The following is a 21,819-nucleotide window of genomic DNA, read 5'->3' as shown; positions in this document are numbered from 1 at the left end:
GCCACCCTTTGTGAAGCATTACTCTTCGATAGTCACGTTGTTGATAACAACTTCTTCTACCGGTACGTCCTGGTGAACGTAGCCCCAGTTGCCAGTCGCAACGCCCTTGATTTTGTTTACCACGTCCATGCCTTCAACCACTTCAGCAAATACGCAGTAACCCCAGCCATCAGGTGTCTCTGATTTGAAGTCTAGGAATTTGTTGTCGTTGACGTTGATGAAGAACTGAGAACTTGCTGAATGCGGTTCCATTGTACGAGCCATTGCTAGCGTACCGACTTTGTTGCTTAGGCCGTTGCTTGCTTCGTTCTTGATCGGAGCGCGAGATTCTTTTTCTTCCATGCCTGAAGACATGCCGCCGCCCTGGATCATGAAACCATCGATAACGCGGTGGAACAAAGTGCCGTTGTAGAAACCGTCGCGGCAGTATTGTAGGAAGTTTGCACAGGTTTCCGGCGCTTTCTCAGTGTTTAGTTGGATTTTGATGTCACCAAAAGTAGTGTGAAGCGTTACCATGAGCTTGTCCTTTAAATAGGTGTATATTGCTTTAAACGTTGGATTCTATCTTACCCGACATAGGCGTCAATATTAACCGACGTTGTTCGCTTTCTCTGGCTTAAATAGGTGAAAAATTAGCCTTTTGCCTAACTATAGATGAAGGTCGTTTAGTTCGCTTGGCCTGCGCCGGTAGGGCTGGGTGCGCAAATTTACGGCTGGGCGATATACTTTACACGGGCATAAGCTGGCAGAACGGTATTTTTCCTTGCCTTACCTTGTCAATAAAGGTGTAATTACAGCCTTATACCGTAACCCCAAATAATGAGTATCGAAGAGACATGTTGAAGATCTATAACTCACTGACACGACAAAAAGAGGAATTTACACCCATTCAGCCAGGTAAAGTTGGCATGTATGTCTGTGGGGTTACCATTTATGATCTCTGTCACATCGGTCATGGTCGTACCTTTGTGTCATTCGATGTGGTTTCTCGCTACCTGCGTTACTCAGGTTATGATCTCACTTTTGTTCGTAACATCACCGACATCGATGACAAGATCATCAAGCGTGCAGCAGAAAATGGCGAAAGCTGTGATTCTTTGACCGAGCGCCTGATCGGCGAAATGCACGCTGACTTTGATGCGCTAGGCATGAAGCGCCCGGATATCGAGCCGCGCGCCACCGAGTTTATTGCTGAAATTATCGCAATGTGTGAGCGTTTGATTGAGCGTGGCTTCGCTTATGTTGCTAGCAATGGCGACGTGATGTTCGAAGTGAGTAAGTTTGACGAATACGGCAAGCTATCGAAGCAAGATCTTGACCAGCTGCAAGCCGGTGCGCGTGTTGATATTGAAACAGCGAAGCGTAGCCCACTTGATTTTGTACTGTGGAAGATGTCCAAGCCGGGTGAGCCGACGTGGGAATCACCGTGGGGTGCAGGCCGTCCAGGCTGGCACATCGAATGTTCTGCGATGAACTCGGCGATTTTGGGTGATCATTTTGATATCCATGGTGGTGGTTCAGACTTGCAGTTCCCACACCACGAAAATGAAATTGCCCAGTCTTGCTGTGCAACTGGCTCTCAGTACGTCAATACTTGGATGCACAGCGGTATGGTAATGGTTGACCGCGAGAAGATGTCAAAGTCTCTGGGTAACTTTTTTACTATCCGTGATGTATTGGGCCACTTCGATGCCGAAACTGTGCGCTACTTCCTGATGTCTGGCCACTACCGCAGCCAGCTAAACTACAGCGAAGATAACCTGAAACAGGCTCGTTCTGCCCTTGAACGCCTGTACACATCACTTCGTGGTCTTGATAGCTCTGTTGAAGCCGCTGGTGGTGAAGAGTTTGTTGCACGCTTTAAAGAAGCGATGGACGATGACTTCAACACGCCGGAAGCCTACTCGGCTCTGTTTGACATGACACGTGAAATCAACCGTCTGAAAGCCGAAGATATTGCAGCGGCATCGGCTCTAGGTGCACGCATGCGTGAATTGGCAGATGTACTGGGTCTATTGGCGCAGGATCCTGAAGCTTTCTTGCAGGGTGGTCCTGATGACGATGTGGCTGAAATCGAAGCCTTGATCCAGCAACGCTTGGATGCCCGTGCAGCAAAAGATTGGGCGGCGGCTGATGAAGCCCGTGACAAGCTCACTGCAATGGGGATTATCCTGGAAGACGGCCCTCAAGGTACCACTTGGCGCCGTAAGTAACGAATATTGTCATTCAAAATTAACAAGCCGGAGTGAAAACTTCGGCTTTTTTTATATATGCGTTTATCGAAAACCCACACAAATTTGCCCGGTTGGATATTTTCGACAAAACGGCACCGTGATGGGTGCCGTTTTTGGTTGGTGCATAGCTGCTTTATGTCGTGCTACAGGTGTTCTGGCAACTCAGTCCCGCATTTCTTACAGAAATTGGCATCGGTCTCGTGGCCGCTGGCTGAGCAGTTGGTACAGCGGATCAAGTGGCGCTGGGTCTGCATTTCCTGGCTGAGCTCTGCGGTGATGATCCCGGTAGGTACTGCCAGAATGGAGTAGCCCAATAACATGGTAATAGAAGCGATAGCCTTGCCGATATCGGTTTGCGGCACGATATCACCATAGCCCACCGTGGTAATAGTGACAATAGCCCAGTAGATGCTGGCTGGAATACTGGTAAAGCCATTGCTTGGCCCTTCGACAATATAGAGTAGGGAGCCTAGTACGGTGACCAAAATTGCCACGGAGCTGAAGAAAACCAAGATTTTTCGCTGTGCCATCAGCAGCGAACGAAGCAGGATATTGGAATCTTTCAGGAAGCGAGCCAGCTTGAGGATCCTAAAAATGCGCATGACCCTTATCAGTCGGATGATGAGCAAATAGTTCGAGCCCGGGAACAGGAAAGCAAGATAACTTGGCAGTACGGCAATCAAGTCAATGACGCCATAAAAGCTGCGAGCATAAGCCCATGGCTTGGGTGAGCAATACAGCCGCAACAGATACTCGAAGGTAAATAAGAGCGTGAAGACCCACTCAAGCACTGTCAGCGCTTCGCTGTATTTGAAATCAACGGCACGGATAGTCGAGAGGATAAGGATTAACTCTGAACAGAGGATAGCCACGATCAGTGCAATATCAAAATTCCGGCCAGCTTTGGTTTGGGTGCCGAAGATGATTTGGTACAGGCGCTGTTTATGGGTCAGGGTAACCAAAGCAATCAGTCTCTAGTAACAAGTATAAGTCTATAAATAATAAACTAAATTGATTTGGCTGAGTAAGTACAACCGTTTTTTTACTGAGAAGAACGGCGCAATTGTGTAAGCATAGTGACAGGCTGGTACAAGATTAAGGGTAGGGGAAATATCATCGGAGGAAAAAAATGGCCGGAGGGACATCCGGCCATTTTGGGGATGGGGGATAAGTTGCGTTATGCGAGGCCTGGGAAAAGCGCACGCAGGCCATTGGCAATAAACTCAATGCCCAGTGCGGCCAGAATCAAGCCCATAATACGGGTGATAACGTTGATGCCGGTTTGGCCCAGGAAGCGGACGATAATCGGTGCCGCGCGAAATAGCAGCCAACAGCAGGTCGCAAAGACAACGATAGTCAGCGCGATACCCACGGTGCTGGTCATCCCAGGATAGCGCGAGCCATAGACGATGGTTGAACTGATCGCACCGGGACCAGCCATCAATGGCATCGCCAGCGGCACGACGCCAATTTGTTCACGGCTGACAGATTCGGACTTTTCCTGTTTGTTCTGCTTATCTTCACCCAGCTTACCGCTCATCATTGAGAAGGCGATAGTCAACAGCAGCAGACCACCGGCGACCCGGAATGAGTCGAGGGAAATGCTGAACATATCCAGCAGGAACTGACCCGCAAGTAGTGATACGGTCAGGATTACAGTAACGGCAATGTTAGCCGTCAGGGCAGTTTTGTTTCTTTCTTCAGGGCTCATATGGCCTGTCAGTGAGACAAAGATCGGCATGATACCGATCGGGTTGACGGCCGCAATCAGACCGACAAAAAACTGCAGGAAAATCGCTAATTCAAGTGGTTGCATATCTAGTTTAGTATTAATTATGGGAGTTTTAAGCCCAACAGGGAATCAGAATAGCCAAAGGTTAAGAAGTTGCACTGCAGGGAAAGGTCGCCGAAGTCAGTAAGGCCAGCTCATCCCATGATCGAACCTTCGATTAAAACAGTATAAACCTGTTGATCGGCGATACTTTAAGCCAATTGTTTTTAATTAACCAATTAAAAATAGTTATAACTATCCCTATTTAAAGTTATTTATGAATCTCTTGTTGAGATAGTGTAAAAGACGTTGGTTTAGGTTACTCTTTGTTGAGCGCTCTACGTGCTACATTAATGAAACAAAACTGAATGAACGATCACCGAAAAATGTGAATTAGCTCTCGTTATTGCCTATATGTGACAAATTATGTAGCTTTATTACGTAATTTTATGGCTTGATGGTGGCTGGATTTAGCTCGACTTTGTTGCTCATCAAGCGACGCGGTCACATTTTGACCGTTTAGGTTACTGTTTTTGGGTGATATGGGTCAAAAAATGACAAAGTGTAACTCTAAATGGTTACAAGTGATCTAAATCAATTTTTTTCGAGCTGTGAAAGAATATAATCAGTTTTGAAAGCAATTTACTAAGTATGTGTGTTACCGGTTTTTTGAGCAGGATGGCTCCCGGATAACCCAGAAGGATGTGAACGCATCCTTACTAAAAAGTTTTCAATCTTAAGTTAGGAGTTAACTATGCCTGTTACTAATATGGCTGAACTAGATGCAATGGTTGCACGCGTTAAAGCGGCTCAGAAAGAGTTTGCTACTTATTCTCAGGAGCAAGTAGATAAAATTTTCCGCGCAGCTTCTCTTGCCGCGAACAATGCACGTATTCCTCTAGCTCAACAAGCTGTAGCTGAATCTGGTATGGGTATTGTTGAAGATAAGGTTATCAAAAACCACTTCGCTTCAGAATTTATCTACAACAAATACAAAGACGAAAAAACCTGCGGTATCTTGGACGAGAACGACGAGTTCGGTACCATGACCATCGCGGAACCAGTAGGTATTATTTGCGGTATCGTACCGACAACTAACCCAACATCTACTGCAATCTTCAAATCACTAATCTCACTTAAAACACGTAACGCGATCATCTTCTCGCCACACCCTCGTGCTAAAAACTCAACAAACGATGCTGCTAAGCTAGTCCTTGATGCTGCGATTGCTGCTGGTGCACCGAAAGACATCATTGGTTGGATCGATCAGCCTTCAGTTGAGCTTTCTAACGCACTGATGAAGCATGATGACATCAACCTTATCCTTGCGACTGGTGGTCCAGGTATGGTTAAAGCGGCTTACTCTTCTGGTAAACCCGCTATCGGTGTTGGTGCAGGTAACGTTCCTGTTGTTATCGACGAAACTGCAGACGTTAAGCGTGCTGTTGCTTCTATCCTAATGTCTAAGACATTCGATAACGGTGTTGTGTGTGCTTCTGAGCAGGCTGCAATCGTAGTTGACGAAGTATACGACGAAGTAAAAGAGCGTTTCGCTTCGCACAAAGCTTACGTACTAAGCAAAGCAGAAGCCGATAAAGTACGTAAAGTACTGCTTATCGACGGTAACCTAAACGCGAAAATCGTTGGTCAGCCAGCGGCAGCTATCGCCGAGATGGCGGGTGTTAAGGTTCCAGCTGATACTAAAGTTCTTGTTGGTGAAGGTCTGGGTAAAGTGTCTTACGATGATGCATTTGCTCATGAGAAACTGTCTCCAACACTCGGTCTATTCCGTGCTGACAACTTCGAAGACGCGGTTGCTCAAGCGGTAACTATGGTTGAGATCGGCGGTATCGGTCACACATCTGGTCTTTACACTAACCAAGATGTAAATGCAGACCGTATCCGTTACTTCGGTGATAAGCTAAAAACTGCGCGTATTCTTGTGAACATCCCGACAACCCACGGTGGTATCGGTGACCTTTACAACTTCAACGTTGCACCTTCTCTAACTCTTGGTTGTGGTTCATGGGGTGGTAACTCTATCTCTGAGAACGTAGGTCCTAAGCACCTTATCAACAAGAAGACAGTAGCGAAGCGAGCTGAAAATATGTTGTGGCACAAACTACCTAAATCAATTTACTTCCGTCGTGGTAGCCTTCCAATCGCTCTTAGCGACCTAGAAGGTAAGAAGCGCGCATTCCTAGTAACTGACCGTTTCCTATTCAACAACGGTTACGCAGATGACGTAGTTAGCCTACTTAAAGCACAAGGCATTGAAGTTCAAACTTTCTTCGACGTAGAAGCGGATCCAACGCTTTCCGTTGTTGAAAAAGGTGCTGAAGCAATGAAGAGCTTCCAGCCTGACGTAATCCTAGCGCTTGGTGGTGGTTCACCAATGGATGCTGCGAAGATCATGTGGGTAATGTACGAGCACCCAGAAACACACTTCGAAGAACTAGCAATGCGTTTCATGGACATCCGTAAGCGTATTTACAAGTTCCCGAAAATGGGTAAGAAAGCTGAGCTTGTATGTATCACAACAACGTCTGGTACAGGTTCTGAAGTCACACCTTTCGCTGTTGTTACCGACGACAAGACCGGTGCTAAGTACCCACTAGCTGACTACGAACTAACGCCGCAAATGGCTATCGTAGATGCGAACCTAGTCATGAACATGCCTAAGTCGCTAACAGCCTTCGGTGGTTACGATGCTGTAACTCACGCACTAGAAGCTTACGTATCTGTTCTAGCGAACGAATACTCTGACGGCCAGGCACTACAAGCACTTAAGATGCTAAAAGAGTACCTACCTTCAAGCTACGCGAACGGTGCTAACGACCCAATCGCTCGTGAGAAAGTACACAATGCCGCAACGATCGCTGGTATCGCGTTTGCGAATGCTTTCCTAGGTGTTTGTCACTCTATGGCGCACAAGATTGGTGCTGAGTTCCACCTACCACACGGTCTGGCGAACGCACTACTGATCTCTAACGTTGTACGTTACAACGCGAACGATAACCCAACTAAGCAGACTGCATTCTCTCAGTACGACCGTCCACAGGCACGCCGTCGTTACGCTGAAGTTGCTGACCACCTAGGCTTAAGCCAAGCTGGTGACCGTACTGCTCAGAAGATCGAGCGTCTACTAGCATGGCTTGAAGAGCTGAAAGGCGACCTAGATATCCCACTGTCAATTCAGGCAGCAGGTGTTCCAGAGTCTGACTTCCTAGCGAAACTAGATGAGCTATCTGTTGAAGCGTTTGATGACCAGTGTACTGGTGCGAACCCTCGTTACCCACTAATCAGCGAGCTGAAAGAAGTACTAACAGCTGCTTACTACGGTAAGCCTTACGTTGAAGGTGAAACGTTCGAAGGGACGTCAGTTATCAAGAAATCTGAGCCAGTAGCTGACAAACCAGCAGCTAAAGCGAAGAAAGAAAAAGCTGAAGCATAAGTATTGTTTTAGCTAGCGCACGAAAGACTACTTTTAGCCCGCCATTTTGGCGGGCTTTTTTTGTGTGCTAAAAGGTAGTAAGGGGTTAACTGACCTCGGCCTCGATCATTCTGCCGTTGAAGTAGTCATTAGCGACGATATATTCGGCACTGCGGGCGATTTCATACTGAAGCGGTGAGCTCAGTTTGCTGGGATGATTATTGCAAGGACATTCGATAGTGAGCGGCACGACACCGCCAACCCGGATCTTAAATTCAGCGAGTTCTTTGGCCCAGCTTTGGGTCAGGCCAGACACAATAGCCTTGGATCCTGAGTGGACAGAGCTATTGATATACTCTTCATTGGCGGCAAGGTTGATAATGACGCCATGGCAGTTGTGATCGCGCATGTAATGGGCTGTTTGCTTGCCGAAAATAAAGAAAGGGGTCGCCTTTTCATTCATCGAGCGGCTGAACTGATCCACTGACGACGGGCTCAGCAGCGAAGGCAATTCTGATCCCAGCCAGCAGTTGACCAAAACTTCAATCTTGCCAAAATGTTGGTGAATGTTGTTGATCAGAGTACCAATCGTTCTCTCGCTCTGCTCGGGGATCAGGTAGGACTGACAAGGTGCTCCTACGGCCTGACAGGCTTGCAGGGTCTGAGCGAGGGCGTGTTGGCGTTCATCAACCAATGCCAGCTTGGCCCCCAACGAGGCAAAGTGGAGCGACAAAGCTTTGCCCAATGGGCTGCCTGCTGCTGTAATGAGAATGACGGAATGTGCGATATTCATAGCTTTTCCTATATTAGGCTGCCGACACACTGTTACTGTCAAAAAGCCAACGAACAAATCATGTAGTCAGGTTACGAAGTCACTGAAAGCATGTCTGTGAATAATCCCCCAAACTCGCGACCCAGCATTGAAATGTTAGTGAAACGTGATCACAGTGCAGCGTTAAGGTAACAAGGCTATGAAGGAGGTCACGAAATTAACTCAATAATGATATTTCTATCAGCGTGTGTGCGACCACATTGACTCATCGTGAGGTCAACATTAAGCAAAATGACCAAACCGGCGGGATCAGGCTCCGTACATTTCAGCGAAACGCTTGGCTTGGACTAGCGATAGGTAAAGATCCTGAGGTGATGCCTTGATGGTGGCATCTTCAGTTGGTGGTAATAGGCGGCGTTCATGCCCCGACAGGTTATGGTATACCTCTTCCGGCATGCCTTTGGTACCTTGTGGCGGGTAACTTAGCGGGGTTGGTTTGAGACCATCGAGCAGGCGCGCATCGGCCAAGCCGCTTTCATGGAAAGCTTTGGCTTGCTGGGCGGCATTTTGATAACTGCTTTCGGTGGTAGAGAGCGGCTGTGGTTCTGGTAACTCAAAGTAAGCACGGAGCTCGCTTTCCGTTTTGCCGGGTGCCGGAAGTGCGTCGACCGGGGTAGTTTCAAGTTGCTCGGGAGAGAGCAGGGCCAGCATCAAGGCAAAATCAGCACGACGTCCCCCCTCAACCGCATGGCTGAGTTGGCTGCCCAGCTGAACTTCATTGATCAGCAGTGCTTTGTCGAGTGAATGGATTTGCATCAAAAACTGTACCGAATAAAACAAACCAGTGTTATGGAGTTTGTATCGGTACAGCTTGTCATTTCTTTAATAAAAAGTATGGGTTGGCAATCGAATGGTTACTCTTTCACCATTTGATGTGCTTGCAGTGTTGTGACGGCTTGTTCCATTCGCTTTAAAGCCTCGAGTAATGTTTGATGGCGGCAACCAAAGTTGAGCCTGACAAAGCCTGGATTGCCAAAGTCAGCTCCGGGTGATAACCCCACACCAGCTTGCTCGAAAAACTTAAACGGAGAGCTCACTGGCAATGCGGTTGCATCTATCCACGCTAAGTAGGTTCCCTCGATGGGGGCCAGTGTAAGGTAGGGCATATTATTGATGGCCTGTTCGACGGTGGCTTTGTTACGCCTTAAGTAATCAAGTTGTTTTTCCAGCCAAGGCTGGCCGTGCTCATAGGCGGCTTGTGCAGCGGTATAAGCCAGTACATTGACGTCGGGTACAACGCCGGCCTTGGTACGGACGAACTCCCGCCTCAGCGTCGGGTTGGGAATAATCGCCATTGAGGCACCGAGCCCGGCGATATTAAAGGTTTTGCTTGGTGCCAGCAGGGTGATGGAACGCTGTGCAGCATCATCATTGAGACTGGCAAAGGGGATATGCTGACAACCGGGGGCCAGCAGCAAGTCGCAGTGGATTTCGTCTGAGCAGACAATTAATTCCTGTTGCTTGGCAAACTCAGCGACCGCTTCGAGTTCGCTTCGGCGGTATACGGTGCCGCCGGGGTTAAGCGGATTACAGAATAGCAGCAACCGTGTATCTGGCAATAAGGCGCTGTCATCGAGCGCCATTAACCAGCGTTGCTCCTTAAGTGTCACTGGTAATTTACTCAGTAGGCGCTTGGCGAGTTTGGCGGATGATTTGAAGGGCGGATAGATAGGGCTTGGGCAAGCCACGCCGTGCTCTGGTTGGCATACCGAGCGAACTGCTAAGTTAATCCCGCAAACCAATCCCGGCAGGTAGACAATCCATTCCGGCTCAATGTCCCATTGATACAGGCGCTGCATACGCTCGACGATCAATTCAGTCAGCGCTTGCGGAGCGCTGCCATAGCCGAAAATACCATGGTCGATATGTTGATGCAGCGCATCGGTGATCGCTTGCGGTACCTTGAAGTCGCTATCGGCCACCCACATCGGCAGAATATCTTGGCCCTGGTATTTTTGCCATTTGATACTGTTGCTGCGGGTGCGGTCGATATGTTGGTCAAACAGGGGGTCGAGTTGCCGAGTGTCGGGGTGCATTTACAAGTCCTTTGCGCTGCTGGAAAGACATATTATTGCCACAAGATGCGTAAAGAAAAAAGCCCCAGCGCAAGGCTGGGGCTTAATAGAGAAGAGAATGATGTTAAATCTAGAACTTTGATTTAACACCAAATTGCTCGGCAGCATAAGCGACACGCTCTTCCGGTGTTGGCGGCTTGGACGGTACACCGAGGTTTTCAATGTGCCGAAGGCGCGGCAACAGGCCGGCTCCATTGGCGGTTTGAATCGCCAGCCCCGGCCGGGCATTGAGCTCTAGAACCATTGGCCCTTGAACTTTATCAAGCACCATGTCGGTACCCATGTAACCCAATCCGGTCATTTCCCAGGCACTGGAGGCTAAGGCGAGCAGCTTCAGCCAATTAGGCACTGCCAGTTCACTAAGCAGACGGTCCGTATCCGGGTGACGCTCAACGGGTTGGTCAAATTGGACAGCTCGGATCGCTTTGCCTGTGGCAATATCGATACCGACACCTACAGCACCTTGGTGCAAGTTGGCTTTTCCGTCAGACGCTGCTGTGGAGCAGCGCATCATTGCCATTACCGGGTAGCCTTTGAAAACGATAACCCTGACATCAGGCACGCCTTCGTAGCTGAAACCATCGAAAACGTCATCAAACTGGATCAGGTTCTCGATCATCGCCACATCGTTTTTCCCCCCCAGCGAGAACAGTCCCGCCAAGGTGTTGGTGATGTGTCGCTCGACGTCTTGTTTGTTGATCTCAGCGCCGGATGGTTTTACGTAAACCCCGTCCTTGTGTTTGACCACGACCAAGATCCCTTTACCACCGGATCCCTGGGCTGGCTTGATCACAAAGCCTGGCCAGTCTTTGACCATGTCATGGACGCGTCTGACGTAAACCTGGCTGTCGATAACGCCAATCAGTTCAGGCACCGTGGCACCGGCCTGTTTGGCAATCAGCTTGGTTTTCAGCTTGTCGTCAACCAACGGGTATAGGCTACGGTCGTTGTAACGGCCGATGTAGCTGTGGTTACGCTGGTTCATCCCCATAATGCCGCGGTCTCGCAGCTTGAACGGAGACGTAAACTGTGAAAACAGTGACATAGCTTAGTCCTCCGCTAGTGGCTTGAAGCGTCGTAGCTCACTCAAACGGTAGCCAGTGTAGTTACCGAGCATCAGGATCAGTGCCAAAATGAGCAGCTGGATACCAATAAAATTGAATGTCAGGTGGCGGATCAATGGGTTAGTCATCGCCAAGTAGACAAATACCGCGGTCAGTAGCGAGCCACCACCTTGGACGAGTACTTCCTTCGCCCCTTCCTCTTCCCACAGGATGGACATCCGTTCGATAGTCCACGATAGGATGATCATTGGGAAAAAGGTGATGGTAAGGCCTTCGACCAAGCCAATTTTGAAGGCGACCACGGTAAAGACGGAGATAATCATAATAACGGTGATGATCACCGCAGATATCCTCGCCACCAGAAGCAAGTTAAGCTTGGACAGGTAGCTACGGATCACCAAACCGGTGCCGACAATGAGCAAGAAGCCAAGAATACCTGTTACCAGCTGGGTCTGAACAAAGGCTACCGCGATAAGAACCGGCATGAAGGTACCAGAGGTTTTCAGGCCGACAATGATACGCAGGAATACCACAATCAGTGCACCGATAGGCACCAGCATAATGGTCTTGAACATGGCCTGCTCTTCAACCGGTAAGCTGTGGATCGAGAAGTTCAGTAGATCTTCGGCTTGAACTTTTTCACGGGTTGCCTGCTGCGGTGTGATGTCCTGAGCAATGATCGAGAAGCTGATATTAGAGTTGCGGCCACCGATAACGTCCAGCAAAGAGTGCCCTTGCTGGTTCCAAAGTAGAATGTTGTCAGGCTTACCTTCTTGGCCGGTTTGAAGGTCAAACAGTTCCCAAGTCTGACCTCCCCACACCTCTACCATTGGGGTAATGCTTTGGCGACGTCGACCATCTTCAAGCTGCAAGCCTCCAACAATCCGGGCGTGGACTTTTTCCAGAGAAAGCAAATTGATGATAGCTTGCTCGCGGCTCAGGCTGTTGAGCAACAAGGCCGCATTTTGGTTATTACGGTCGTTAAATTGCTTTATCAGCTCACGGGTTAGCGTGGTGTTGTCAGAAGACAGGCTGCGGGCTTGATCGAGTAGGGCTGTTGCGGCGGTCTGTTGTGGGTTATCCAGGCTAACGGCAATGGTATCGCCTTTAGGCGGTGCCATGTTGAAGCTTGCCTGATCGTCGACCAGCATTTGGGTTTTGTAATACAGGATTTGCTTGCCGGCTGCTTCGCGGATAGACCATTCAGCACGGCGACCTTTGTTCGTGTCGATAAGAGCGACGCCATAACCCGGTGATGAGGTACTTTCATCAATCTGGGTAAAACCCTGCTGAGTTTCCGGTGCCGCCATGGATACTTTGACCGGGTCACCAATCGCATCAAACTCAATACGTGCCTCGAGTTCCCATAGCGCACGCTCTTCACCCGGCGTCCATGGCACCCCGTAGACATCGTGGCGGTACATACTCAGTGCCGCACCCGCGATGACTAGCAGGGTAATAAGAAAATAAAACGGGATTCTTGATGTCATGACGTCCTCATCATTTGTTATTAGTTTTGTTGTACTTGTTGTTCATTCATTCCCTGAACAAACTTTTTGCCCACATCAACAAGTGCGATGTCTTTAAAAAACTCTCGCCCTAATAATACTGGATAGGCCATTTGTGTGCGGTCTGCCAACGTAAATTGTGCTTTTTCATGAAGTTGACCGAGTTTCACCCATGCTTCAACGACAGGACGACGGTTAACACCGTTAGCACTGGCTTGGCGGATTTTCACCCAGCGCACCACGGGTGCCTCAACAATATCGGCCTCATTCGGATTTTCGTTCGACGTGTGGTTCAGATTGAATCGTGCCCACTCTTTGCCATCGCGCTCAAATATCTGGATGTTGGTAGCACTGACTGACGAGGTGGTTGCCCCGGTATCAATACGGGCTTTATAAAAACTTTGGGTAGTGTCCAGCCATACCCACTCTTCTTCACCCAGAATCACTTTGCCATGGGCAATACGCGGATCGTTATCGATGATAACAGGTACAGGGGCTTTCTCTTCTTCCTCTTCATCGAAAGCAAGTAGAGTCGAATCAGTATAGCGCTGGCTCATGTCTTGCGACAGGGTGGATATTTCCCTTTCCAAGTTAGCAATATAGACGTTTTGGTCATCAATTTGTTTGATCATAGTTGCAAGCTGGAAATTGACACGATCTTCCATGACGTTAATTGCTTGCATAGTTTGCTCTTGTTGTGGCTGGGTAAGGCTACAGCCAGAAAGGACAGCAAAGGTCAGTAATGGTACAAAGCGGCGAAGCATTATATCTCCAAGAGTACTTCTTTTTTGTTAGGCGGCAATATTTTACCTGACAAAAAGGGATGCGAACAGCATCCCTTGTCAGTAGTTAGTCAGGATTTCGAGCAATTAGCACGGCGCGTTTTGGCGCAGGGTAACCTTCGACCGTTTTCGACGGATCCGCCGGGTCGAGATATTCCGGTAGGGAATTATTCGTCATCCAGTCGGTCGAACGTTGCTCGTCGGTGGTGGTGACGCACTCGTCGACGATTTTCACGTCCACTAGGCCGCATTTCTCCATCCACACCTTCAGCGCCTTGGCCGACGGGAAGAAGTAGACGTTGTGCATCTGGGCGTAGCGGTGGGTCGGCACCAACACCGCATTTTCATCGCCATCAATCACCAGGGTTTCAAGGATCAGCTCACCGTCTTTGCGCAGCTGGTTCTTGAGCTGGATGATGTGATCGAGCGGAGAGCGGCGGTGATAAAGCACACCCATAGAAAACACGGTATCAAAGGCTTTAAGTTCAGGCAGCTGCTCAATACCCAGTGGCAGCAGATAGGCACGCTCGTCCATGCCCATTAGGCGCTTGATCGCCTCGAACTGGATGAGGAATAGATTCGATGGGTCGATACCGACAGTCAGCTTGGCTTCTTCACCCAGCATGCGCCACATGTGGTAACCATTACCACAACCGACATCCAAGACCGTGCGGCCTTTAAGTGGAGAGATATGTGGTAGGACACGATCCCACTTCCAATCTGAGCGCCACTCGGTATCGATATCGATGCCGTGCATTTGATAAGGGCCCTTACGCCATGGGTGGAGCAAGCGTAGCAAGCTTTCAAGGCGTTTTTGCTCGCCGTCGGCAATACCGTCTTCATTACGAACGCTGACCGCATTTTTCAGGTCGATGATATCCGGTCTGTCAGTGGGGAATTTCTTCAGGGCACGCATCCAGCGTGCCATGTCACCATGGGCTTGCTCTTCCCAGTCACTCAGTTGTTTTGGCAGGGTGTTTAGCCATGGGCGCAGTGTTTCATGCTGGGCAAGGAGCTGGTAAAACTCCGCAAAAGTAAACATAGACAATAGAAACCTTATTTAATGGCAAACATCGAGCCGAAGTTGAAACATTGGAACCAGACTTCTGAGCTTGTGAAGCCAATTTTTTCAAAGCGCTGCTTATGGGTATCAATGCTGTCTGGCAGCATGACGTTTTCAATGGCACTGCGTTTTTGGCTAATTTCCAGTTCGCTGTAGCCATTGGCACGCTTGAAGTCGTGGTGCAAATCGATAAGCAGTTCGTGGGCACGCTCATCGTCGAAGATGTATTTTTCTGACAGGATCAATATGCCCCCAGGGCGCAAGCCGGCATAAATTTTTTCAAGCAGTGTTTGACGATCTTCTGGCACCAGGAACTGAAGGGTGAAGTTCAGCACTACGACGGAAGCATCGTTGATATCCATATCACGGATGTCGGCTTCAACGACTTGGACTGGGGTATCTGAGCGGTAGGCGTTGATATGCAAGCGGCAACGTTCAACCATGGCGCTGGAATTGTCGACCGCGATGATTTCACAACCTTCTTGTTGGATATGGCGGCGCATAGACAAGGTTGCTGCGCCTAGCGAGCAGCCCAAATCGTACACTTTCGAGTGTGGCTTGGCGAAGCGCTCAGCGAGCATGCCAATCGCTGAAATGATATTGCTGTAACCCGGCACTGAACGTTGGATCATATCCGGGAAAACTTCAGCAACGCGTTCGTCAAACGTAAAATCACCGATTTTATCTATCGGTGCCGCAAAAATATTGTCGTGACCGGCCATCTTCACGAACCTCATCTATACAAAAAAACAGAAATCCAAAATGATAAGTATGAACTTTTTACGCCTTTAGCGTGAGTCAACATACTGAGGTGATCCATCACCGCTGAAAGGTCGCGTATTGTAGTGAAAATGAGGCCATTTGTCTTTATTGTTTTTGTGATGGTTTGAGGATCCTGCTTCGCACGATTGGATAAATGTAAATAGATAACCGCTGGCAGGTGCAACAAAATTACATTACTTCGGCTTGCGCTATCTCCGCCATTGAGAAAATGAAAAGGTCAGACGGCTGCCTGACCCTTTTCATTCATAAGCGATAAGCCGGTGCTGTCATCTTAAAACAGGTTTGTTAGCTTGACGACGGCGCCAAGCAGACAGGCTCAGTAATCCCATACCGAAGAATGCTAAAGAGGACGGTTCTGGAATATCGACGACTTCATCATCGATCACTTCATCGTCTAAGCCCAAATCGATAAACCCGTTAAACGTCGGGTCGTGTATCTCACCGCGTTGGACGAATGAATTGACCACCACGGAACCTTCGATTGGCGTCGCATTGGACAGTGCAGCTAAAGGAGCCAGCAGACTACCATTAAGTTGCTTAGTTAAATCAATGGTTACTGCTTCATAGAAATTCCAAATAATAAGCTCTCTTGTTGCATCATTAACAATATTCCCCACAGCATTAGCTGTAAATAAAGTATCGTCAATAACGGTTCCGCCAACATTCATGATGATAGCCGAAGGGGTTTGCGAATTAAAGTTGACATCGTACTGTTGAATAAAACCATTTTCAAAGAAATCATTTGCTTGAAAATCAAATATAGCGAGATCACTGCCAACACTGCTATTCACATCAAATGATGCGGTGCCACAACATGACACAGGCGTCATCAGTGTGGAGTTGCCTGCCAGATCCCTTAAAAATATTGAAAAATCGGTTAGCTCAGTTTTAATACCAGGTAAGTCATAAGCTGATATATTATTAATCGTTCCGCCACCATTAAGATTTATTGTCCCATTGTCTAATCCGCCAAGGGCAACGTTATAGCCACTACTTATATTTAGAGTCGAATTGTTGTTACCGCCGATGATCAGTGAGTCTTCTGGAGCAGTAGCGACAGGTAGATGAATACCATAATTCGACGATGTGCCGTTGATATCGCCCATTACAATGGTCTTGCCTTCAACTTCACTGTTCGAGTCTAAGTCCTCGAATACAATCAAGTTATATTCATTCATGATGTCAATCGGTGTCGCATGAATGGAAAGCGATGTGAGTGAAATAGTTATCGCGGGTATAATTTTATTATAAAATTTCATAGCGCATCCTTTTCTTAAATTTCACTATAGAGCTTATATCCAATTTCTGTCCTTATAAAGATTGGTTTGAATTTTTTGCGTTTTTATTAATATTATTTTTAATGGTTTGATTTTGACTTGAAATTAAACTAAATGTACTGCTGTAAAGTGTCGGATTATTTTACAATAATTTTATTTGAATAGTTATTTACATGGTTTTTTTATGGTTGTTTTTCTTCCGTTTTTTGTTTCATTTATTAGAGTCTATAAACATTTCTATTTTTGTTCTGACGGTTAATGGCTTTGGGTAGTTAATTTTGAATCAAGGAATCTCTCCGCCCGAATACGGTAATGTATGAAATTCACGAGCTTTTTTATCATAATTTGCCGTGGGTTGAGCGTAACGTGTTGTCCCACCTTATAGTAAGGTTATCTGAGGATCGGGCTCAGCCTTAGGTAGTTCAGTATCAGGTAAATGGGTTTCCGTGACCTTCTGCTGCAGCAAGCGGTAGAGCCTAGTCGCCAGCTCAGGGGCATGGTTATTGTCTGGGGTGTGGATGAACAGGTAAGGCTGCTTGCCGTCGCGAAGCCATTGGGGCAGGCGGACTAGCCAATTGGCAAAAAAGGCATCGTTGCTGGCATCATCGGGATGGCCGATAAACCGGATCATCGGATAGTCTGCTGTGGCGATGGCATGTACTGGAACCTTGGGCTTTTTCTGGTGGGCATCAATCACTGCCTCCGTGTTGGGTCGTGCAGCGAACACAGGGCGGCTGTCCATGATTATACGGTTGACTCCGTGTTCGACTAATAAGCGATTGAGCTGCTTTTCTTCCTCGCCCTTGGCAAAAAAGGCCGGATGGCGTACTTCGACACCAGCTGGGTAGTGACTTGGCAACCTTTTAAGAAATTTTTCCAGCGCAGGCAGGGCAGTAGGACCAAACTGGGCCGGCAGTTGGATTTTCCACAGGCCTACCTTGTCTTCGAGTGGTGCCATAGTGCTAAAGAAGTCAGCCAACAACTGATCGCAGTGTACCAGTTGGTTCTGGTGGGTAATGGCCTGCGGTAGCTTGAAGGTAAAACGGAAATGATCGCTGGTGGCTTGATGCCATTTCTTTACCGTGGGGATCCCCGGTGTGGCATAGAAGGTGGTGTTACCCTCGACCGTGTGAAAAACCTCGGCATACTTCGCGAGTCGCTCGCCTGCTTTGCAACCACTACCGTATAGGCTCTGTTGCCAATGGTTGTGAGACCACATGGCAAGGCCGAGTCGAACAGGGAGGTTGACTTGAGTTAACGGCATAGCAAGGCTTCCAAAGTGAGAAGTAGCGCCCATTGTGCAAAGGCTTTTAGTGCTAGGTCAATCTTTTAGGTCACCGAAAACAGGTTTTTCCTTGATCTTGTTAGCGACTTTTCCCTAAAGTGGTATTTCGCTTTATTCCCCTAGTCTTTTCAAAATACAAAGTGCTATGCCAGAGAAGGGCTGCCAGCTTAATGGTTCGTTGTTGTGGCTGTTTGCCAATTAATTCTCGCTGATCATGTATGTTGAAGGCGCTTGGGTATATAATGCGTCGTTATTTTTGTCTCTCGGCCCGACTTAGCGCCATAGTTGTGTGAAGTTTAGTCAAATTGGCCGGGAAGGATTCAGCTTGTGTATGACTGGTTGCTTTGGGCACAGCCATACGCACAGGAAAGTTAGTAAACAGATCGGGAATTTCATATGCGCACCCAATATTGTGGTCACCTGAACAAGTCCCTAGCAGGGCAAACAGTAGAGTTATGCGGCTGGGTTAACCGTCGCCGTGATTTAGGCGGTCTAATTTTCGTTGATATGCGAGACCGTGAAGGGATTGTTCAGGTAGTCGTTGATCCGGATATGAAAGAAGTATTCGAAGTCGCGAACCAGCTGCGCAACGAATTCTGTATTCGTTTTACTGGTGAAGTACGTGCTCGTCCTGAAAGCCAAGTAAACAAAGACATGGCTACCGGTGAAGTTGAAGTACTAGCAACGGGTCTTGAGATCATTAACCGCTCAGAAGCGCTTCCTCTAGATTTCAACCAAACGAACTCTGAAGAGCAACGCTTAAAGTATCGCTATATTGATCTTCGTCGTCCAGAAATGAGTGACCGCATCAAGTTACGTGCAAAAGCATCAAGCTTTGTTCGTCGTTTCCTTGATGACAACCTATTCCTAGATATCGAAACACCAGTACTGACTAAAGCGACACCAGAAGGTGCTCGTGACTACTTGGTACCTAGCCGTGTTCACAAAGGCAGTTTTTACGCATTGCCTCAGTCACCACAGCTATTCAAGCAGCTGCTAATGATGTCTGGCTTCGATCGCTACTACCAGATCGTTAAATGTTTCCGTGATGAAGATTTACGTGCTGACCGTCAGCCTGAATTTACTCAAATCGATATCGAAACCTCTTTCCTAACGGCACCTGAAGTGCGTGAAGTGACTGAGCGTATGATCACTGAAATGTGGAAAGAACTGCTAAACGTAGATCTTGGCGCATTCCCAATCATGCAGTTTGAAGAAGCGATGCGTCGTTTTGGTTCTGATAAGCCAGATCTACGTAACCCTCTTGAGCTTGTTGATGTGGCTGACATTCTGAAAGATGTTGAATTCAAAGTGTTCTCTGGTCCTGCGAATGATGAAAAAGGCCGTGTAGCGGTTATTCGCGTACCAGGTGGCGCGTCACTGTCTCGTAAGCAAATCGACGAATACACTAAGTTCGTCGGTATCTACGGTGCGAAAGGTCTAGCTTGGATGAAAGTGAACGACCGTGCTGCGGGCCTAGAAGGTGTTCAATCTCCTGTTGCTAAGTTCCTAAACGAAGACGTTGTTAACGCAATTCTTGATCGCACTGAAGCTGAAACGGGTGACATCATTCTATTCGGTGCTGATAGCAAGCGTGTTGTAACTGAAGCAATGGGTGCACTTCGTCTTAAACTAGGTGAAGACCTTGAATTGACTGATAAGTCAGCATGGAAACCACTATGGGTTATCGACTTCCCTATGTTTGAGGAAGACGACGAAGGTAACCTACACGCGATGCACCATCCGTTCACGTCACCGCTTGGCGTAAGCCCAGAAGAACTTGCTGCTAACCCTGCAGCGGCTAACTCAAATGCTTACGATATGGTTATCAACGGCTACGAAGTCGGCGGTGGTTCTGTTCGTATCCACAATGCAGATATGCAATCAGCCGTATTTAGCATTCTAGGTATTGAAGCTGAAGAGCAAAAAGCGAAGTTCGGTTTCCTACTTGAAGCATTGAAGTACGGTACGCCACCACATGCAGGCCTTGCTTTCGGTCTTGACCGTCTAGTTATGCTTCTTTGTGGTACAGATAACATCCGTGATGTTATCGCGTTCCCTAAAACGACAGCTGCGTCATGTCTACTGACAGATGCGCCGAGCCTGGCAAACCCAGCTGCGCTTGAAGAGCTGTCGATTGCGGTTAGTTTGGCGAAGAAAGAAAACGCCGAGCAGAAATAAGCAATAAGCGAACAAAACAGACTGGCCGAAAGGCCAGTCTTTTTTTCTAACCTATATACCCAAGTGACTTCAAATTTAAGGCTTAGGCTACACGCTTGCTGAAGATGCTCTTTTAAGGTTACTTGGGTATATACCCTACAAATTGTGAAACTTGGGCATAGATAGCCTAATAAAATCCGGAGAATGAAATGGCTGGTCACAGTAAATTTGCCAATATCAAACACCGTAAAGCAGCACAGGATGCGAAACGCGGTAAAATTTTCACTAAGCTAATCCGCGAAATTGTTGTAGCTGCAAAAGAAGGCGGCGCCGAACCTGACAATAACCCACGTCTGCGAGCTGCCATTGATAAAGCGCTATCGAACAATATGACCCGCGATACTGTCAACCGTGCTGTTAGCCGTGGTGCCGGTGGTGAGGGTGAAGACAACATGGAAACCGTGATCTATGAAGGTTACGGTCCTGCAGGTACCGCGGTGATGGTTGAGTGCATGACTGACAACCGTAACCGCACGGTATCAGGCGTACGCCATGCATTCTCAAAGGCGAACGGTAACCTAGGTACCGATGGCAGTGTGAGTTACCTGTTTGATAAGAAAGGTGTGATTTCTTACGCGGCAGGCTTAGACGAAGATGCGATAATGGAAGCGGCGCTGGAAGGCGGTGCTGACGATGTTGAAACTAATGACGACGGTTCTATCGACGTGTTTACGACGCCGGCTGAATTCGGTGCTGTTAAAGATGCATTGGATGCTGCGGGTTTTGAAGCGCAGAATGCAGAAGTAACGTTAGTGCCTTCAACCAAAGCTGAACTGGATGCGGACACGGCACCTAAATTGCTTCGTTTGATTGATGCACTTGAAGATTTGGACGATGTTCAGGAAGTTTACCATAACGGTGAAATTTCTGATGAGGTTGCGGCGCAGCTGTAACGCCTGAAAACTATGTCTATTATTTTAGGGATTGACCCCGGTTCAAGGATCACCGGATACGGTGTGATCCGTCAAGTTGGGCGACATCTTGAATATCTTGGCAGTGGTTGTATTCGTACTTCTGTCGAGGATATCCCGGGTCGCCTCAAGCAAATCTATGCTGGAGTGAGTGAGGTCATTACCCAATTCCAGCCTGATGCTTTTGCCATCGAAGAAGTCTTCATGGGAAAAAATGCCAGCTCGGCGCTGAAGTTGGGTCAAGCCCGTGGCAGTGCCATTGTTGCCGCAGTGAACGCCGATTTGCCCGTCAGTGAATACGCTGCTCGTTTGATTAAGCAGGCGGTAGTCGGAACCGGTGGAGCTGACAAAGCACAGGTCCAGCACATGGTCTGCTCGGTACTCAAGCTGCCGGGTAAACCCCAGGCCGATGCCGCCGATGCACTGGCGGTGGCGATCTGTCATGCCCATACACATAAAACACTGATCGCCATGGCTGGCCAAGCTCGTGGAGCTCGCCGTGGACGTTATCGATAATCATCAATAATACAAAGCGTTATCTTGTGAGTATCTTACTTGTATAATGAGTGTTTGATCAAAAA

At 48.1% G+C, this 21,819-nt stretch carries 18 protein-coding genes; 5 read left to right on the top strand and 13 right to left on the bottom strand.

Features of this window, described 5'->3' with window-relative positions:
* Positions 1-18: 18 nt before the first annotated feature.
* Positions 19-516: a peptidylprolyl isomerase gene (locus C9I99_RS17805; RefSeq protein WP_107350200.1), complete on the bottom strand. Its 498-nt coding sequence runs from the start codon at positions 514-516 to the stop codon at positions 19-21.
* A gap of 320 nt (positions 517-836) precedes the next feature.
* On the opposite strand from C9I99_RS17805, the gene cysS reads away from it, so the two are divergent.
* Positions 837-2,213 (top strand): cysteine--tRNA ligase, encoded by a 1,377-nt coding sequence (gene cysS, locus C9I99_RS17800; protein WP_107350199.1) that lies wholly within the window; start codon positions 837-839, stop codon positions 2,211-2,213.
* A gap of 164 nt (positions 2,214-2,377) precedes the next feature.
* Here the strand turns inward: cysS and C9I99_RS17795 are convergent, their stop codons facing one another.
* Positions 2,378-3,196: an ion transporter gene (locus C9I99_RS17795; protein ID WP_107350198.1), complete on the bottom strand. Its 819-nt coding sequence runs from the start codon at positions 3,194-3,196 to the stop codon at positions 2,378-2,380.
* Between the two features lie 215 nt (positions 3,197-3,411).
* Entirely contained in the window at positions 3,412-4,050 is a 639-nt protein-coding gene (locus tag C9I99_RS17790) for a YchE family NAAT transporter (protein ID WP_107350197.1), read from the bottom strand.
* A gap of 709 nt (positions 4,051-4,759) precedes the next feature.
* On the opposite strand from C9I99_RS17790, the gene adhE reads away from it, so the two are divergent.
* Positions 4,760-7,459 (top strand): bifunctional acetaldehyde-CoA/alcohol dehydrogenase, encoded by a 2,700-nt coding sequence (gene adhE, locus C9I99_RS17785; RefSeq protein WP_107350196.1) that lies wholly within the window; start codon positions 4,760-4,762, stop codon positions 7,457-7,459.
* Between the two features lie 85 nt (positions 7,460-7,544).
* On the opposite strand, the gene C9I99_RS17780 is transcribed toward adhE, so the two are convergent.
* The 10 genes from C9I99_RS17780 to C9I99_RS17735 all read right to left on the bottom strand — a co-directional run bounded on the left by C9I99_RS17780 (position 7,545) and on the right by C9I99_RS17735 (position 18,086).
* Complete coding sequence (locus C9I99_RS17780; protein ID WP_107350195.1) at positions 7,545-8,231, bottom strand: SDR family oxidoreductase; 687 nt, start codon at positions 8,229-8,231, stop codon at positions 7,545-7,547.
* A gap of 288 nt (positions 8,232-8,519) precedes the next feature.
* Positions 8,520-9,026 carry a VC2046/SO_2500 family protein gene (locus C9I99_RS17775; protein WP_107350194.1) on the bottom strand — a complete coding sequence of 169 codons (507 nt, stop codon included), beginning with the start codon at positions 9,024-9,026 and terminating at the stop codon, positions 8,520-8,522.
* A gap of 98 nt (positions 9,027-9,124) precedes the next feature.
* Positions 9,125-10,306 (bottom strand): MalY/PatB family protein, encoded by a 1,182-nt coding sequence (locus tag C9I99_RS17770; RefSeq protein WP_107350193.1) that lies wholly within the window; start codon positions 10,304-10,306, stop codon positions 9,125-9,127.
* A 109-nt stretch (positions 10,307-10,415) separates the two neighbouring features.
* Positions 10,416-11,390 (bottom strand): alpha-L-glutamate ligase-like protein, encoded by a 975-nt coding sequence (locus C9I99_RS17765; protein ID WP_166645389.1) that lies wholly within the window; start codon positions 11,388-11,390, stop codon positions 10,416-10,418.
* Between the two features lie 3 nt (positions 11,391-11,393).
* A complete protein-coding gene (locus C9I99_RS17760) occupies positions 11,394-12,899 on the bottom strand; it encodes an inactive transglutaminase family protein (protein ID WP_107350192.1) in 1,506 nt (501 codons plus the stop codon).
* A 20-nt stretch (positions 12,900-12,919) separates the two neighbouring features.
* Positions 12,920-13,681 (bottom strand): ATP-dependent zinc protease family protein, encoded by a 762-nt coding sequence (locus tag C9I99_RS17755; RefSeq protein WP_107350191.1) that lies wholly within the window; start codon positions 13,679-13,681, stop codon positions 12,920-12,922.
* Positions 13,682-13,766: 85 nt separating this feature from the next.
* Complete coding sequence (gene cmoB, locus C9I99_RS17750) at positions 13,767-14,741, bottom strand: tRNA 5-methoxyuridine(34)/uridine 5-oxyacetic acid(34) synthase CmoB (protein WP_107350190.1); 975 nt, start codon at positions 14,739-14,741, stop codon at positions 13,767-13,769.
* A 14-nt stretch (positions 14,742-14,755) separates the two neighbouring features.
* Positions 14,756-15,484, bottom strand: coding sequence for a carboxy-S-adenosyl-L-methionine synthase CmoA (gene cmoA, locus C9I99_RS17745; RefSeq protein WP_107350189.1), 729 nt, complete (start codon positions 15,482-15,484; stop codon positions 14,756-14,758).
* Between the two features lie 327 nt (positions 15,485-15,811).
* Positions 15,812-16,804 carry a collagen-binding domain-containing protein gene (locus C9I99_RS17740; protein ID WP_107350188.1) on the bottom strand — a complete coding sequence of 331 codons (993 nt, stop codon included), beginning with the start codon at positions 16,802-16,804 and terminating at the stop codon, positions 15,812-15,814.
* A gap of 397 nt (positions 16,805-17,201) precedes the next feature.
* A complete protein-coding gene (locus C9I99_RS17735; RefSeq protein WP_243734367.1) occupies positions 17,202-18,086 on the bottom strand; it encodes a DUF72 domain-containing protein in 885 nt (294 codons plus the stop codon).
* 417 nt (positions 18,087-18,503) lie between these two features.
* On the opposite strand from C9I99_RS17735, the gene aspS reads away from it, so the two are divergent.
* From aspS to ruvC, 3 genes are all read left to right on the top strand, one after another.
* On the top strand, positions 18,504-20,288 hold the full coding sequence (gene aspS, locus C9I99_RS17730; RefSeq protein ID WP_107350187.1) for an aspartate--tRNA ligase: 1,785 nt from the start codon (positions 18,504-18,506) through the stop codon (positions 20,286-20,288).
* A gap of 188 nt (positions 20,289-20,476) precedes the next feature.
* Entirely contained in the window at positions 20,477-21,220 is a 744-nt protein-coding gene (locus tag C9I99_RS17725; protein ID WP_107350186.1) for a YebC/PmpR family DNA-binding transcriptional regulator, read from the top strand.
* A gap of 12 nt (positions 21,221-21,232) precedes the next feature.
* Positions 21,233-21,754 carry a crossover junction endodeoxyribonuclease RuvC gene (ruvC, locus tag C9I99_RS17720; protein ID WP_107350185.1) on the top strand — a complete coding sequence of 174 codons (522 nt, stop codon included), beginning with the start codon at positions 21,233-21,235 and terminating at the stop codon, positions 21,752-21,754.
* Positions 21,755-21,819 lie beyond the last annotated feature (65 nt).

Source organism: Photobacterium lutimaris, from assembly GCF_003025555.1.
GTDB lineage: Bacteria > Pseudomonadota > Gammaproteobacteria > Enterobacterales > Vibrionaceae > Photobacterium > Photobacterium lutimaris.
This window is presented reverse-complemented; position numbering and strand designations above follow the sequence as displayed.

Bases quoted from the DNA above. Each gene is read 5' to 3' on its own strand.
- C9I99_RS17805 (WP_107350200.1), bottom strand. From the start codon at position 516: ATGGTAACGCTTCACACTACTTTTGGTGACATCAAAATCCAACTAAAC.
- cysS (WP_107350199.1), top strand. From the start codon at position 837: ATGTTGAAGATCTATAACTCACTGACACGACAAAAAGAGGAATTTACA.
- C9I99_RS17790 (WP_107350197.1), bottom strand. From the start codon at position 4,050: ATGCAACCACTTGAATTAGCGATTTTCCTGCAGTTTTTTGTCGGTCTG.
- adhE (WP_107350196.1), top strand. From the start codon at position 4,760: ATGCCTGTTACTAATATGGCTGAACTAGATGCAATGGTTGCACGCGTT.
- C9I99_RS17780 (WP_107350195.1), bottom strand. From the start codon at position 8,231: ATGAATATCGCACATTCCGTCATTCTCATTACAGCAGCAGGCAGCCCA.
- C9I99_RS17775 (WP_107350194.1), bottom strand. From the start codon at position 9,026: ATGCAAATCCATTCACTCGACAAAGCACTGCTGATCAATGAAGTTCAG.
- C9I99_RS17770 (WP_107350193.1), bottom strand. From the start codon at position 10,306: ATGCACCCCGACACTCGGCAACTCGACCCCCTGTTTGACCAACATATC.
- C9I99_RS17765 (WP_166645389.1), bottom strand. From the start codon at position 11,390: ATGTCACTGTTTTCACAGTTTACGTCTCCGTTCAAGCTGCGAGACCGC.
- C9I99_RS17760 (WP_107350192.1), bottom strand. From the start codon at position 12,899: ATGACATCAAGAATCCCGTTTTATTTTCTTATTACCCTGCTAGTCATC.
- C9I99_RS17755 (WP_107350191.1), bottom strand. From the start codon at position 13,681: ATGCTTCGCCGCTTTGTACCATTACTGACCTTTGCTGTCCTTTCTGGC.
- cmoB (WP_107350190.1), bottom strand. From the start codon at position 14,741: ATGTTTACTTTTGCGGAGTTTTACCAGCTCCTTGCCCAGCATGAAACA.
- cmoA (WP_107350189.1), bottom strand. From the start codon at position 15,484: ATGGCCGGTCACGACAATATTTTTGCGGCACCGATAGATAAAATCGGT.
- C9I99_RS17740 (WP_107350188.1), bottom strand. From the start codon at position 16,804: ATGAAATTTTATAATAAAATTATACCCGCGATAACTATTTCACTCACA.
- C9I99_RS17735 (WP_243734367.1), bottom strand. From the start codon at position 18,086: ATGCCGTTAACTCAAGTCAACCTCCCTGTTCGACTCGGCCTTGCCATG.
- aspS (WP_107350187.1), top strand. From the start codon at position 18,504: ATGCGCACCCAATATTGTGGTCACCTGAACAAGTCCCTAGCAGGGCAA.
- C9I99_RS17725 (WP_107350186.1), top strand. From the start codon at position 20,477: ATGGCTGGTCACAGTAAATTTGCCAATATCAAACACCGTAAAGCAGCA.
- ruvC (WP_107350185.1), top strand. From the start codon at position 21,233: ATGTCTATTATTTTAGGGATTGACCCCGGTTCAAGGATCACCGGATAC.